We start from the raw sequence: 12,822 nt of genomic DNA, 5'->3' as shown, positions 1-12,822 counted from the left end.
CAACCGACAGGAGCAAGGGATGCGTGATAATCAGACACTCGACGCGATGCTCGGCAACATGGCCTCGCAGGAGGCTGGCGACGTGCCGCCCGACTTCATGAACGGCGTCTGGCAGCGCGCGGGACAGCTTGGCGAAATTGCCGATCAGCGGCGCAGAATGGCCTTGTTCGCCGGTCTGTTTGTCGTCGGCTTGGCGGCAGGTGCTGGCACCAGCGGATGGCCGTCCGAATATGGCGCTCCTACAGAAATTGTTGGCGAGAGCCTCGTTGGCGGAGAATCCCTGTCGCCCGCTGCTTTGCTTCATGTGGGGTCATAGGCGTTGAAGAAGTTTCACCTTGTCCTGGCGGTCCTGCTGGCGGCGCTCGCCGGATGTCTCGGAGCTTTTGCCGCCGAACGCTGGTCCAACAGCGATGCCGAGGGTAGCCTGCATCAGTTCGTTCACGATGAACTGTCGCTCACGGCTGACCAGGAGCAGCGGCTCGATGCGCTCGAAGCGCGTTTCGCGGTAAAACAGGCGAGGCTCGAAGCCTCCGCGCGGGCGGCCAACGCCCAGCTTGCCCAGGCAATGGAAACCGAGCACGAATACGGGCCCGAAGTCAGTGCCGCGATCGACGAGGTGCATGCGCGCATGGGCGATTTGCAGAAAGCGACCGTGCGCCACGTCTTCGACATGCGGGAAATTCTCCATCCCGATCAGCAGCGCCAGTTCGACCGGAAAGTGTCCGCGGCCCTCACGCGCGATCCGCGTGACTGACCAGCCTTGGCAGCGGTGGATGACACTTCGAATGAAGCTCTGATCGGGCGGGCGATAGCCGGTGACAAGCGGGCGTTCACAGCTCTCGTCGAGAGCGAGATCGCCCGGTTGATTGCGCTTGCCACGCGCATGCTGGGTTCACCATCGCGGGCCGAAGATGTCGTTCAGGACGGTCTCGCGTCGGTCTGGCTGACTCGTCATCGCCTCGATCCGAGCAAGCCCATCGGTCCCTATTTGACGACAATCGTTCTCAACAAGTGCCGCGACAGGCTTCGCCGGAGGAAAGTTGCGGGCTTCCTTGGCTTGCCGAGCGGGCGGGAAGCCGACGCCGTTGCCGACGATGCCCCCAATCCGGAAAATGTTGCCGGAGCCCGCGAACAGCTGCGGCTGGTCCAGGTCGAAATCGGGCGCTTGCCGGTGCGGCTGCAAGAGGCGCTCGTGCTGGTCACTGTCGAGGGGTACAGCCAGGCCGAGGCTGCCGAGCTGCTCGGCACCACCGAGAAAGCCGTCGAGACGCGCATCTATCGTGCGCGCAACCGGCTGAAGGAGCGGTTCGAAAAGTTTGAGGGGTAGGGCAGCTGACCGCGTATGTGACGGTATACGCATTTTCAGGAGCCCCCTATGCCTGCCCTCAATCGCCGAAAATTCCTTGGAACAAGTGCTAGCGGGCTGGGCCTGCTTGGTCTCTCCGGTGCCATGCCGGCCTGGGCGCGCGGCGCGGACCTCCTAGCGGGTAACGCTAGGAAAGGACTGGACGAGGTAGCGGGGCCGAATATCGACCTCACCGTCGCACGTTCTGCCTTCGCGACGGGTAACAGGCGCGGCGGCGCCATCGCCGTCAACGGCACGATCCCCGGTCCGCTGTTGCGTTTGCAAGAGGGCACGACCGTGCGGTTGAACGTTCATAATCAGCTCGAGGAAGATACCTCAATTCACTGGCACGGTCTGCTAGTGCCGTTCCAACTGGACGGTGTACCCGGCGTGAGCTTTCCCGGCGTCAAACCAGGCGAGACATTCACAGCGGAATTTCCCGTGCGGCAGGCAGGAACTTATTGGTGGCACTCGCATAGCGGGTTGCAGGAACAGGCCGGGCACTACGGCGCTATCGTGGTCGATCCCGCCGGACCCGATCCGGTGCGGGCCGACCGCGAATATATCGTGGTGCTGAGCGAATTCAGCGATATGTCGCCCCACACGATCTTCGACAAGCTCAAGAAGGGCGAAGGCTACTTCAACTACAACCAGAACACCTGGACCGACGACTATCCGCTTTCGGGCGAGGACCGCCGGATGTGGGCCAGGATGCGCATGATGCCGACCGACATCCTCGATGTGTCGAGCGCTGCCTACACTTACCTCCTCAATGGTCACGGCCCGCTCGACAACCTGGAATATCTCTTCCGCCCCGGCGAGCGCGTACGCCTGCGCTTCATCAATGCCGGAGCCATGACCTTCTTCAATATCCGTATTCCCGGCTTGCCGATGACTGTCGTGCAGGCGGACGGGAAGGATGTCGAACCGGTCGAGGTCGACGAGTTCCAGATCGGCGTTGCCGAAACCTACGATGTCGTCGTGACGCCGGGCGAGCAACAGGCTTACACGCTGGTGGCAGAGTCCATGGACCGCTCCGGCATGGGTATTGCCACACTTGCGAGCACACCCGGCGCGCGCGCCGCCATACCTCCGCTGCGCGATCCCCCGCTGCTGACCATGGCTGATATGGGCATGAGCGGCATGGACCATGGCTCCGGCGGCGATGCCGGCATGACCGGAATGGACCACAGCAGTGGCGGTGACATGGCGGGAATGGACCATGGTTCGTCCGGCGATTCGGATATGGCGGGCATGGCCGGAATGGCGGGAGGCATGCAGATGCGTGATATCTCGCGCTTGCCTCCCGATGTGAAGGTCGGACCCGGGCTAGACATGGTCTCGATGAACCCGGTCGACCGAATGGGCGATCCCGGCATCGGCCTCGCCGATGTCCCTCACCGCACGCTCGACTATCGCAAGCTCCGCTCGCTGACACCTCATCGGGAGGGCCGGACTCCCTCGCGGCGGATGGAAATCCATCTCACCGGGAACATGGAACGCTACATGTGGTCGTTTGACGGCAAGAAGTTTTCCGCCGTCTCCGACGAGCCGATCCGTTTCGCCTATAACGAGCGCGTGCGCGTGAAGCTCATCAACGACACGATGATGGCGCACCCGATCCATCTGCACGGGCACTTCTTCGAGCTGGTCAATGGCGCCCCGGCCGACCGTCAACCGCTCAAGCACACAGTTATCCTGCAGCCGGGTGGCAGCGCGCAGTTCGACCTGACGGCGGATGAGCCTGGCGACTGGGCCTTCCACTGCCACCTTCTCTATCACATGCATGCCGGGATGTTTCAGATCGTCACGGTTGCCAATCCGGACGGAGAGGGCGCATGAAGATTCGTATTGCCAGCCTGCTCGCATCGGTCGCAGCCAGCTCAGTTCTCGCCTCCCCCGCTGCGGCGCAGCATGCCGGTCACTCGCCGGCGGAGCCGCAGCAGAGCGCCGAGGCGCAGGCTGACGCCAAGACAAAGTGCGAGGCGGAAGCCGAGCGCCATCGCGCGATGGGGCATCCGGTTACTGAAGGAGCTTGCGAACCGGCTGCCCGGTCTGAGGCGGTCATGGACCACTCGACCATGGACCACTCGACGATGCCTCATGGTTCGATGACCGCTCAGGATGGTCGTTCGGGCATGGAAACGCCCATGGAACAGACCGGGCAGGAAAGTGGACAGGCAAACCACGGTGCGATGAACCACGGCGATATGCCAATGACCCAAGGGCAGCCTGTCATGACGATGCCGATGGGCCAGTCCGGTCAGGAGGCCGGGCAGATGGACCATAGCCGGATGAATCATGGTGCAATGCCGCAGGATCAGACCGCTCAGGGTGAGATGGATCATGGTCAGATGCAGGATGATCCGGCTCCAGGGCAGGCCATGCAGAATATGCAGGGGATGGATCATTCCGCCATGCAGATGAACTCCGGGCCGGAAATCCCTCTGCTGCCGCCTCCTCCCGAAGCCGGGAGCGGCCCCGCCCGTGCGGCCGTCTCTATCTGGGGAGAGGAGGCCATGAACGAAGCGCGCCGCGAGCTTGTCCGCGAGACCGACGGCGGGATGCGCTTCTGGTTTCAGGGCGACCGGCTTGAGTATCGCGCACGCGAAGGAGCTGATGGATATCTTTGGGATATCCAGGGATATTATGGCGGTGATATCGACAAGTTCTGGTTCAAATCCGAAGGTGAAGGCAGCTTCGGTGAGCCAGTCGAGGGCGCCGAGGTCCAGGCGCTCTGGAGCCGCGCCATCGCGCCCTTCTTCGATTTCCAAGCCGGTGTCCGCAAGGATCTGACAGGGCCCGAGCGGACCCATGCGGTCATTGGCATACAGGGCATTGCTCCCTACCAGTTCGAGGTAGACGTTGCAGCGTTCGTATCGAACAAAGGCGATGTGACGGCGCGTTTTGAGGGCGAGCTTGATCAGCGCATCACGCAGCGGCTGATCCTTCAACCGCGTGCCGAAATCGCACTTTCCGCTCAGGATATTCCCGAACTCGGCACTGGCGCTGGCCTCGACCGGATCGAGGCAGGTCTGCGTCTTCGCTACGAGTTCGCACGCGAATTCGCGCCCTATGTCGGCGTTTCGCAGGAATGGCGGATCGGTCAGAGCGCCGATTTTGCACGCGCTGCAGGTGAAGACCCGAGCGTGACGAATTACATCGTGGGCTTGCGATTCTGGTTTTAAGAGAAGGAAATATACAATGAGAACGAGACTATCTCTAAGCGCGGTCGCGATGGCCCTGGCCTTGGCCGCGGGCGCCACTCCCGCCGTGGCACAATCCATGGACCATTCGGCGCATTCGGAACATTCCGAGGCGATGCCGATGGACCATTCGGGCCAGGACATGAACCATGCCGAACATATGGCTGCGATGAACGATGACGTTACGGGAGCCGAGGCGGTTCTGACCTCATATCGCGATGCCCTTACAGCGCGCGATGCAGAGGCGATGGCCGCGCTGTTTGCCGAGGAATCCTTCGTTTACGAAAACGGCAAGGCGGAAGGCAGCTTCACGCATTACATGGAGCATCATCTGGGACCGGAACTCGATGCAATAACCAGCTTCACCTTCGGCGAACCGACGCTCGCAGTCACCCGGATGGGACATATGGCCTATGGCCGCGAAACGTACACCTATCGGATCGAACTGGCCGACGGCCGCGTGATCGACCGCGAAGGCGTTGCGACCTCGGTGCTCGCCCATGATGCGGATGGCTGGAAGATCGTTCAGTACCATTCATCGTCACGAGCGCCGCGTAACAACTGATTTGATCGGGGGAACACCGATTGGCGACTCGCTCTTTCAAGCTGCGTCTGCATGTGCTGGGCAGCAAGCTTCACAAATGGCTGGCGATCTTTGTCGGCGTCCAGGTGCTACTATGGATGGCCACCGGGGCGCTGATGTCGTTCCTCGACATCGAAGAGGTTCGGTCCGAACATGTCGTTTCGCGCGCGCCGGAGGTCCTGCCCGCTGATGCTGTCATGCCCCAATGGCTCGATAGCAGCGAGGGGGTGGTTTCCCTTGCGACGCGCGCGGTCGGCGGCAGGGCCGTGACCGAGGTCCGTCGGGAAGATGGAAGCGTCACGCTCCGCGATCCGGAAAGCGGCATGCTCCTCTCGCCTCTTCCCGCTGCGAGCGCACAGGCCATCGCCCGACGTGCCTGGACCGGGCCGCGAACCACCATAGCGAAAACACTTTTCGTGGAAGACGCAGTCGGGACCGAATTCCGCGGTCCGTTCCCGGCGTGGCAAATCACTTACGGCGATGAGGATAATACCCGCGTCTACATCGATGCATCGAGCGGCTCGGTGCTCGCTGCCCGCAGCGACACCTGGCGCTTGTTCGACTTTGTCTGGGGGCTGCATATCATGGACTGGACGCAGCGCGACCGGATCAACAGCTGGTGGCTGCTACTGTTCGGGATCGGCGGGACAATCATCGCGGTTTCGGGCTTCGTGCTGCTTGCCAACCGGTTTCCCAAGATCAGGCGGCGGGCAAAACCTGTGCCAAATGCTCCCTGAAGCCGCTCCTTGTTCAATCAGGTTCGACGCGGGCAAAGCGGATCAGCAGGATCGTTAGTGCGGGTACGATCGTCCACATTGCGATCGGGATCAGCGCCAGTCCCGTCACTGGCTCGTGTGGCATTAAATCGCTGTAGCGCCAGCTCAGGAAGCTGTTTGCAGGAAGCGACGTAGCGATCATTTCGACGGCGATGGCGACGACAAGCCCGAAGCCGAAATAGATCGCATAGGGTAGCTTGTCTGACTGCCAGGGCCACGCGTGCCCGCCGCGCAGTGCAGCAAGGCTATAAGCTGTGAGTAGGATCACGCCATCGCCCAGGCTTGCGATGCCGCAGCGAATGGTCTGCTCATAAGTCTCGAGATTGCCCGGCTTGAAAAACGGCATCTGGAAAATCTCCCAGACGAACGCGATCAGGCTTCCACAAATGAAGATGAGCCAATGGGTTCTGGTCATGCTGCGGATACGCCGGAATGATGTGCGCAAGGAAATAGCGGCTGGCCGGAGTTCCACGTCCTGCGTAACGTCTTTGCTGCCCCAAAGCCTGGATCAGTCACCGTCTTCGCGCCTCTCGGTCTTGGCCATGCGAGCAGCGCGTTCGAGAAATTTCCGCATGTCACCTGCTGCCAGTTCGGTAAACGGATGCCGGCTCGCCTCAGGGCGCGGTTCGATCATGTCCGCACGTTTGCTGATCCGTTCGATTTGTTCATCGCTCGCCCCGGACAAAAGCCCGAGAACTATGTTCTCGAGAGTTATGAGGCGCATGCGCATTTGCACCAGCTCGGCATGATCGGGCTCCGGGATATCCCAGCTGCCGTCCTCATTGACCCTGCTCACGACTGCTTCTCCGACAGCTCTGTTGTCACCATGATCTGTTCCATTCATCTCTACCGGCTTCGGTTAAAAAGGGTGACCGAAAAACACCATTCCTGCAACCGGCTGTGCCATCGGCTCAGCCGTCTCCGGTGGGCGCGGAAATTGTTTGAGGGGAAGAGATGTTGGCTGCGTAAAGAGAATGAATGCGCACAGCACCCATCGCATGACCGACGTAAGGAAATCGATTATGAAACGGACAGCTCTAGCTCTCATTCTCGCCACTGGCCTGACAGCCACTCCGGCGATGGCCCAGGAACAGCATGACCACGGAGCTCAGGCTGCGGCACAGCAGCAGGATCACGCTGGCCACATGATGCAGGATTCGGAGGCCATGGCGGCGCATCGCGAGAAGATGGCTGAAATGCGCGCGCTGATGCAGCAGGCCCACGCGGCGAGCGATCCTGCCGAACGCCAAACGCTTATGGCCGAACATCGTGCAAAAATGCAAGAGCACATGGCGGGCATGATGCAGGGCGCCAATTCCGATATGATGGCGGCCTGTCACCAGCGCATGATGATGATGCACGATATGATGGAGCAGATGGCGGCTCAACAGAACATGGCGCAAGACGATTAGGAGATGGTGGCCGGACTCTCGCTCGTGCCTAAGGCTGGCCGCCCTCTTAACAAGGCTGTGATATTGGCAAGAGACCCGACCCCCTCATGAGTTAAATTTGGACCCTCACGCGCCGAGGATCATCACGCTCCATCACCGCAAGAGATGAGGGTTCGCAGAGCAATACAGACACAATAGGTCGCACGACCATCGCCAAGACCGGAACCCTTAGAGAATGAAAAGAATACAATTCATGGCTATTGTAGCTGCCAGCTTGCTCTTCGTCGGACCAGTTCAGGCTCATGGCGACGAAAAGCATGGCGAAGAGACGAGCGCCGCGCCTGCCGCCGCGAATGGCGATGCGCATGACCAGGCGGCCATGGCGCAGATGGGCGACGGCGGAGCGGTCGGCGAGCCCTCAGCCGCGCACGACGAAGCAAGTGGAGGCCATGACGAGGCTGGTGGCCATGCTGATGAGGGCGATTCCGGCGTCATCGCCGTCCTGAAAAAACTGCATCCGGCGACCATCCACTTCCCGATCGCCCTGTTTCTCATGGCTGCTGCCACCGAGTTGTTCGTCATGCGCCGGAAAGATGCAGGGCTTGAGAGCGCGGTGCGCGTGCTCGTCTACGGCGGAGCAATCGGCGCAGTCGTCGCAGTCCTGTTCGGATGGATCCACACCGGCCTTTGGTTCGGCGGTGATGCCGTCATGCAGGTCCATCGATGGAACGGGATGCTGATCGCGGTCCTCGGTCTGGCGATGGCCTATCTGGCGAGCCGTGCTTCCGCTAGCCGGACCGCGCTTCGCGCCACAATCTTTGCCATGGCCGCTCTAGTGCTGGTGCAGGGATTTCTGGGCGGCGAGCTTGCGCACGGTGCCAATCATCTTGGTATCTCCTGGCTTTGAAGGATAGAACGATGCGCAGATCGAATCGGAACGGGTTTGTTGCCCCCCTTGCTGCGGCGGCACTGGGGCTAGGGCTCGCTGCATGTGATCAGACGCAGGACACTTCATCAGAAGCTGAAGCCTTGCCACTGTATACGGCCCCGCCGACCGAGAGCACAGGTCCTGGCCAAGCCGAAAGAGACAACGCTGCCTCTCCCGCTGGAGAGGCCAACACGAACCGGTCGGATGAAGCTGTGACTGCCGGTAGGCAACCAGACCGACCGGCGAGCACTCCGGTAGTAGCGCCGTCACCTGCGGCCACTCCCCCGCCGATGAATGCGAAGCCTAGCGACACACCCGATCCGCATGCGGGCCACAATATGCCGTCCATGCCAGACCATGAAATGTCCTCGCTGTACGATCGGGCGGATGGTTCATGACCTGGCGTTTCGCCTTCTGATCGGCCCGAAAACGGCCGACGCTCCTTTCACCTGTCACTACGAATAACATGTCATCGTTTGCCAAAGGCGCTTTATCTCATCTGTCCGATTCTGGGGGTATTGATGGGGGTATTTGCAAGGTGATTCAAAAAGTTGATTAGGTAAATCAGCATGTTATACGCTCCCTATATTTCCCTCCTCCGCTACCATTCCAGGAAATTCGGGAAATCGGGCGGTCGAGCACCTTCGGTCGATTATTTGCGCGCTTGCCGATTTCGTGCGAAACTTTCCCGCCCAAGGGGAGAGAAGCATGAGACAGTCGTTAAAATCCATCCTCGTCGCCATGTCCGCATTTACGGTCGTCGCCTGTTCAGGTGCGGCAGAAGAAGAACCGACCGAAGAGGCTGTTTTGGAAGAAGCAGCGACTGCGGCGGATGCTGGCGATGCAGCAACTTCACAAAGCGCCGAAGTCTTCGAAGTTTGCGATGAAAATGGCAATCGCTACCCCTCGGAAGCCGATGCCGAGGCGGCCGGACTCGATAGGGCCGAATACGGCGCTACCTTCTGCGAATACGCCGAGTAGGCCACCTTCAAAGCAGGGTGCGGCGCGCGCTCCTATTCCCACGCCGCACTTGCAGAGCGCCAAACTTTCGCTTCTCCGTCCCATACGCTGGAGACAACGCAGGGCGTTGGGTTGATCCCGTCGCAGTTCGATCCATGCACTCGCGCAAGGAGGACGGTATGCGGGCCGAACTGAGTGATCTCCCAACCCTGGTTCTGGATCGAGGCCAGTTCGGCTCCGACCAAGAAGTGGGACATGCTTCCGCCGGTGCCGCCGTAAAGTGATGCTGCGGTGGAGCATGCGAAGCGGACTTCGTTCAGGACCCAATCATCGGTATTGTCCCCATCCAGATCCACACGTTGGACCGAACCTTCTTCGAGAGCGAATTCTCCGTCGTTGAAACTCGCACACTCAGCCTCTGCAGCGTCAATTTTGGCTTGGAGAGCATCTGGTATGTTCGCTATTTCAGACGCCGCAGTCGACGACGCGACTGAGATGGCTGCAACCATGGCGATGCAAGCCTTTGATGAAATTTGCGACATTGGACTCTCTCCCTCAATCTTTGTGCTCGCAGGCACGAGGGTCTTTTTGTGCGAAAATTTCTCGTGCCGGGCAAGCATCGATCCCAAGGCGATCTCTTTCCCGTTGGAATCATAATCCGCGTGTCGGGGGTTCGAGTCCCTCCTCCGCTACCATTTCCTTCAGCGCGAAAACACGGCACCGTGAGGTGCGCCTTCCCCGGTCCAGCCGTGGGGCCAGTTTCGACTGCCGAAGCTGAAACCGACCTCGCCGTCTTCGCCGCGAAAGGTGTCGTCGATTGTCAGCGCTCCCGTCGATTCATCGAGGTTGAGGAGATACATGCGTTGGCCACCTCTGCTGGGCGTAGCCACGAGCCTGCGAATTTCGGGGTCCCAAGCTGTCCAATGCGGACGGAAATCGTCTCCCATGTCGAGGCGTGAGACCTCCACCGGTTCGGCGCCCTTGGAAATGTCGAGGACGATGAAGGCGTGGATGTCAGGCACGGCCTGCACCATGTAGCGGCCCATGATCGTGGGCACGCCGCACCAGTTTCCCGGATATTGGTGCACCATCTGCGCCTGGGGGACGGGGCCGTCGAGGCCGGTGACGCGCTGCACTCCGCAGGACAGGGTGTGCACATAGACAGCGCCATCCGGTCCGACCCGCGGTTCCTCTGGAGAGATATGCCCGTTGAGGCGGGGGCCGGGATCGAGGCGATATGTTCCGAGAAGCGCGAGATTTGAAAGCTGGAAGACCTGGTAGGTGTTGCTGGTCATCAGCCAGTCGTCGCCCATGGGCGAGTTGGTGACGAGCACGCGGTCGATCTCTGGCAGGACCGCCAGACCATACGGTAGCAGACCTTCTTCGGCGAAGGCAGGATCGGCGTTACTGATCGCGCGGATCATCTCGCCTTCGTCGTTGATTTCCACGATGCCGCCGCTCTTGATCGGCATCTTCATGCCAGCGTGGTGTTCGGCATGCTGGAAGGTCGCGAGGACGTTACCATTCGGCAGGCGAGCGAAGCTGTGCGGCATGCTGTAACCGCCAAGGCTCGTAAATGCCGCCGCCTGGCGCGGCTTCAACGGGTTCGTGAGATCGAGTATTATCGTCCGGTTCGCGTCGTGATCATTGGCGAACAGCATGCCGCTCGCCGGCATTTCGTATTCGGTGTGATGCGCGTTCACGCTCCGTTGGTCAGTGGCTTGGCTTGTAACGATCCTGCCGTAGTTCGCGGAGTCCGGGTCGGCATTTATGACCGCGATGAAGTCGTTTCCCTCATCGGCGCGATCGCCAACCCAAACGTAAAGATATTTTCCGGCATCGTCCTGGGCCACGGATTGCCCGCCGAAGACGAATGCCGACAAAACACCAAGGATCGCCAGAAGTTTTCGAACCATTGCATTGTCCCCAAGCTTGCGACCCGGCGGACGGTGTCTAACATCCGAACCGTGGCTTTGCCAATTGCTGCCCCGTATCCGGTCGATGGCCAAGGATGCGTGCCGCCGGTAACTTTCCGCGTGCCACCGCACACGCATGGCGGTTGAGCGTCCCCGGTCCGACTGGGCACCGGGCTGCAGGCCCGCGTGCGGCAATCGCCTGACGCCAGACGGCGCGCTTTCTTTAGATCCTGTTTCGTCAAATTCGGAACGTCGCCAACCGGCGTCCGTTGCTTTGACAAGTACCTAGAAGGCGGGCCGTGCCCGCCGGGCGAACAAGAAAGTAATCCATGACCCAGATCCAGACCCGCAACCCCGCCACGGGGAAGGCCCTCGAAACCTATGAATTGATGAGCGAAGAGGAGGTCTTCGGAAAGATCGAGGCGGCGCAGACCGCTTTCCTCGACTGGCGGACCAAGAGCCATGAGGAACGCGCCCCTTACTTGCGCAAGATCGCCGACATCTTGCGCCAGAATGCCGAGAAGTTTTCGGAACTGATGACCAGGGAAATGGGCAAACTCCTCAAGGACGGCAGAACCGAAGTCGAAATTTGCGCGCGCATATTCGAATATACGGCGGATAACGGACCCGGCGAACTCGCGGATCAGGAACGCACGCACGGTGGTGGCAAGAAACGCGGTATCGTGAGCTTCTCGCCGATCGGCGTGATCTACAGCGTGCAGCCGTGGAATTTCCCGGTCTATCAACCTGTCAGGGTGCTTGCCGCCAATCTCATGGTCGGCAACGCCGTCATCCTGAAGCACGCCTCGATCTGCACCGGCAGCGGACTTTTCCTGCGCGACCTTTGTCTGGAAGCAGGCCTTCCCAAGGGTCTTTTCGATGTCATCCTTGTCGGGCACGACCTTTCGGACAAGGTGATCGAGCATAAGTTGATCCGCGCCGTGACCATGACGGGTAGCGATGGAGCCGGCAGCCATATCGGACAGACAGCTGCCAGGAACCTGAAGAAGACCGTCCTCGAACTGGGTTCGAACGATGCCTACCTCGTCCTCGAAGACGCGGACATCGACCTGGCGATCAAGACCTGTGTGCAGGGACGCCTTTATAACAACGGCGAAACATGCGTGTCGGCAAAGCGCTTCATCGTGACCGATGCCGTTTACGACCGGTTCGTGTCGGGATTTGTCGAGCGGATGAAGGCGGTAAAGATGGGCGATCCGACCGACGAGGATACCGGGCTTGGGCCCGTTTCGAGCAAGGAGCAGTTCGATACCTTGGTGGAACAGGTCGGCAAGAGCGTGGATGGCGGGGCGACGCTGCTTTGTGGAGGAGACCCCGAGCCGGACCGCGAAGGCTTCTACTATCCGGCCACGGTTCTGGCAGACTGCAAGCCTGGCACGCCAGCCTATGACGACGAGTTGTTCGGCCCTGTGGCTTCCATCATTCGGGCCAAGGATGACGAGGATGCGATGAAGATCGCGAACGACAGCCGCTACGGCCTCGGCGGCGGTATTTTCACCAGGGATGAGGACAAGGCCATTCGCCTGGCCCGTGACCATTTCGATACCGGCATGATCCGCATAAATTCGTTTGGCGCTGCCGATCCGAACATGCCTTTCGGCGGCGTGAAGAATTCCGGATATGGCCGGGAACATGGTGGCTTCGGGATGAAGGAATTTGTGAACGCCAAGGCGATCTTCCTTCCCTGAGTTCGACC

General features: G+C 60.4%; 16 protein-coding genes. 12 read left to right on the top strand and 4 right to left on the bottom strand.

Features of this window, described 5'->3' with window-relative positions; translation table 11 throughout:
• Nucleotides 1-19: 19 nt before the first annotated feature.
• From VR863_RS07105 to VR863_RS07075, 7 genes are read left to right on the top strand one after another with little or no spacing between them, the layout of a single operon-like run.
• The gene (locus tag VR863_RS07105) at nt 20-316 is read left to right on the top strand and encodes a hypothetical protein (RefSeq protein ID WP_202086632.1); all 297 of its coding nucleotides are present in this window, start codon (nt 20-22) and stop codon (nt 314-316) included.
• Nucleotides 317-319: 3 nt separating this feature from the next.
• Nucleotides 320-754, top strand: coding sequence for a periplasmic heavy metal sensor (locus tag VR863_RS07100; protein ID WP_324827772.1), 435 nt, complete (start codon nt 320-322; stop codon nt 752-754).
• A gap of 15 nt (nt 755-769) precedes the next feature.
• Nucleotides 770-1,327, top strand: coding sequence for an RNA polymerase sigma factor (locus tag VR863_RS07095; RefSeq protein WP_434784975.1), 558 nt, complete (start codon nt 770-772; stop codon nt 1,325-1,327).
• A gap of 48 nt (nt 1,328-1,375) precedes the next feature.
• Nucleotides 1,376-3,187, top strand: coding sequence for a copper resistance system multicopper oxidase (locus tag VR863_RS07090; protein WP_324827770.1), 1,812 nt, complete (start codon nt 1,376-1,378; stop codon nt 3,185-3,187).
• Nucleotides 3,184-4,533 carry a copper resistance protein B gene (locus tag VR863_RS07085; RefSeq protein ID WP_324827768.1) on the top strand — a complete coding sequence of 450 codons (1,350 nt, stop codon included), beginning with the start codon at nt 3,184-3,186 and terminating at the stop codon, nt 4,531-4,533. Before VR863_RS07090 ends, VR863_RS07085 begins: the two co-directional genes overlap by 4 nt.
• A gap of 16 nt (nt 4,534-4,549) precedes the next feature.
• Nucleotides 4,550-5,116 (top strand): YybH family protein, encoded by a 567-nt coding sequence (locus VR863_RS07080; protein ID WP_324827767.1) that lies wholly within the window; start codon nt 4,550-4,552, stop codon nt 5,114-5,116.
• Nucleotides 5,117-5,136: 20 nt separating this feature from the next.
• Nucleotides 5,137-5,871: a PepSY domain-containing protein gene (locus VR863_RS07075; RefSeq protein ID WP_234030082.1), complete on the top strand. Its 735-nt coding sequence runs from the start codon at nt 5,137-5,139 to the stop codon at nt 5,869-5,871.
• Nucleotides 5,872-5,884: 13 nt separating this feature from the next.
• Here the strand turns inward: VR863_RS07075 and VR863_RS07070 are convergent, their stop codons facing one another.
• Together VR863_RS07070 and VR863_RS07065 are read right to left on the bottom strand one after the other, a co-directional pair.
• The gene (locus tag VR863_RS07070; RefSeq protein WP_173214127.1) at nt 5,885-6,325 is read right to left on the bottom strand and encodes a hypothetical protein; all 441 of its coding nucleotides are present in this window, start codon (nt 6,323-6,325) and stop codon (nt 5,885-5,887) included.
• 93 nt (nt 6,326-6,418) lie between these two features.
• Nucleotides 6,419-6,706 (bottom strand): hypothetical protein, encoded by a 288-nt coding sequence (locus VR863_RS07065; protein ID WP_324827766.1) that lies wholly within the window; start codon nt 6,704-6,706, stop codon nt 6,419-6,421.
• Nucleotides 6,707-6,932: 226 nt separating this feature from the next.
• On the opposite strand from VR863_RS07065, the gene VR863_RS07060 reads away from it, so the two are divergent.
• The 3 genes from VR863_RS07060 (at nt 6,933) to VR863_RS07050 (ending at nt 9,210) form a co-directional block, all read left to right on the top strand.
• Nucleotides 6,933-7,322 carry a hypothetical protein gene (locus tag VR863_RS07060; RefSeq protein ID WP_324827765.1) on the top strand — a complete coding sequence of 130 codons (390 nt, stop codon included), beginning with the start codon at nt 6,933-6,935 and terminating at the stop codon, nt 7,320-7,322.
• Nucleotides 7,323-7,554: 232 nt separating this feature from the next.
• Nucleotides 7,555-8,208 carry a DUF2231 domain-containing protein gene (locus VR863_RS07055; RefSeq protein WP_434784974.1) on the top strand — a complete coding sequence of 218 codons (654 nt, stop codon included), beginning with the start codon at nt 7,555-7,557 and terminating at the stop codon, nt 8,206-8,208.
• A 729-nt stretch (nt 8,209-8,937) separates the two neighbouring features.
• Complete coding sequence (locus tag VR863_RS07050; RefSeq protein WP_324827763.1) at nt 8,938-9,210, top strand: hypothetical protein; 273 nt, start codon at nt 8,938-8,940, stop codon at nt 9,208-9,210.
• Nucleotides 9,211-9,242: 32 nt separating this feature from the next.
• Here VR863_RS07050 and VR863_RS07045 read toward each other — a convergent pair whose 3' ends face one another.
• Nucleotides 9,243-9,818 (bottom strand): hypothetical protein, encoded by a 576-nt coding sequence (locus VR863_RS07045; RefSeq protein WP_324827762.1) that lies wholly within the window; start codon nt 9,816-9,818, stop codon nt 9,243-9,245.
• Between the two features lie 72 nt (nt 9,819-9,890).
• Nucleotides 9,891-10,667, bottom strand: coding sequence for a hypothetical protein (locus VR863_RS07040; protein WP_324827761.1), 777 nt, complete (start codon nt 10,665-10,667; stop codon nt 9,891-9,893).
• A gap of 18 nt (nt 10,668-10,685) precedes the next feature.
• Between VR863_RS07040 and VR863_RS07035 the strand changes: the two genes are divergently transcribed.
• Together VR863_RS07035 and VR863_RS07030 are read left to right on the top strand one after the other, a co-directional pair.
• Nucleotides 10,686-11,252 carry a hypothetical protein gene (locus VR863_RS07035; RefSeq protein ID WP_324827760.1) on the top strand — a complete coding sequence of 189 codons (567 nt, stop codon included), beginning with the start codon at nt 10,686-10,688 and terminating at the stop codon, nt 11,250-11,252.
• Between the two features lie 182 nt (nt 11,253-11,434).
• Nucleotides 11,435-12,814 (top strand): NAD-dependent succinate-semialdehyde dehydrogenase, encoded by a 1,380-nt coding sequence (locus VR863_RS07030; protein WP_324827759.1) that lies wholly within the window; start codon nt 11,435-11,437, stop codon nt 12,812-12,814.
• The last annotated feature ends 8 nt before the right edge of the window (nt 12,815-12,822 follow it).

The organism is Qipengyuania zhejiangensis (assembly GCF_035607565.1).
GTDB classification, from domain to species: Bacteria; Pseudomonadota; Alphaproteobacteria; order Sphingomonadales; family Sphingomonadaceae; genus Qipengyuania; species Qipengyuania zhejiangensis.
The sequence above is the reverse complement of the archived record's forward strand: the minus strand, read 5'-3'. Positions and strand labels throughout refer to the sequence as shown.

Excerpts from the sequence above, each read along its gene's own strand:
- VR863_RS07105 (WP_202086632.1), top strand. The coding sequence starts at position 20 with ATGCGTGATAATCAGACACTCGACGCGATGCTCGGCAACATGGCCTCG.
- VR863_RS07090 (WP_324827770.1), top strand. The coding sequence starts at position 1,376 with ATGCCTGCCCTCAATCGCCGAAAATTCCTTGGAACAAGTGCTAGCGGG.
- VR863_RS07085 (WP_324827768.1), top strand. The coding sequence starts at position 3,184 with ATGAAGATTCGTATTGCCAGCCTGCTCGCATCGGTCGCAGCCAGCTCA.
- VR863_RS07080 (WP_324827767.1), top strand. The coding sequence starts at position 4,550 with ATGAGAACGAGACTATCTCTAAGCGCGGTCGCGATGGCCCTGGCCTTG.
- VR863_RS07070 (WP_173214127.1), bottom strand. The coding sequence starts at position 6,325 with ATGACCAGAACCCATTGGCTCATCTTCATTTGTGGAAGCCTGATCGCG.
- VR863_RS07060 (WP_324827765.1), top strand. The coding sequence starts at position 6,933 with ATGAAACGGACAGCTCTAGCTCTCATTCTCGCCACTGGCCTGACAGCC.
- VR863_RS07055 (WP_434784974.1), top strand. The coding sequence starts at position 7,555 with ATGGCTATTGTAGCTGCCAGCTTGCTCTTCGTCGGACCAGTTCAGGCT.
- VR863_RS07050 (WP_324827763.1), top strand. The coding sequence starts at position 8,938 with ATGAGACAGTCGTTAAAATCCATCCTCGTCGCCATGTCCGCATTTACG.
- VR863_RS07040 (WP_324827761.1), bottom strand. The coding sequence starts at position 10,667 with ATGAAGATGCCGATCAAGAGCGGCGGCATCGTGGAAATCAACGACGAA.
- VR863_RS07035 (WP_324827760.1), top strand. The coding sequence starts at position 10,686 with ATGCTGGAAGGTCGCGAGGACGTTACCATTCGGCAGGCGAGCGAAGCT.
- VR863_RS07030 (WP_324827759.1), top strand. The coding sequence starts at position 11,435 with ATGACCCAGATCCAGACCCGCAACCCCGCCACGGGGAAGGCCCTCGAA.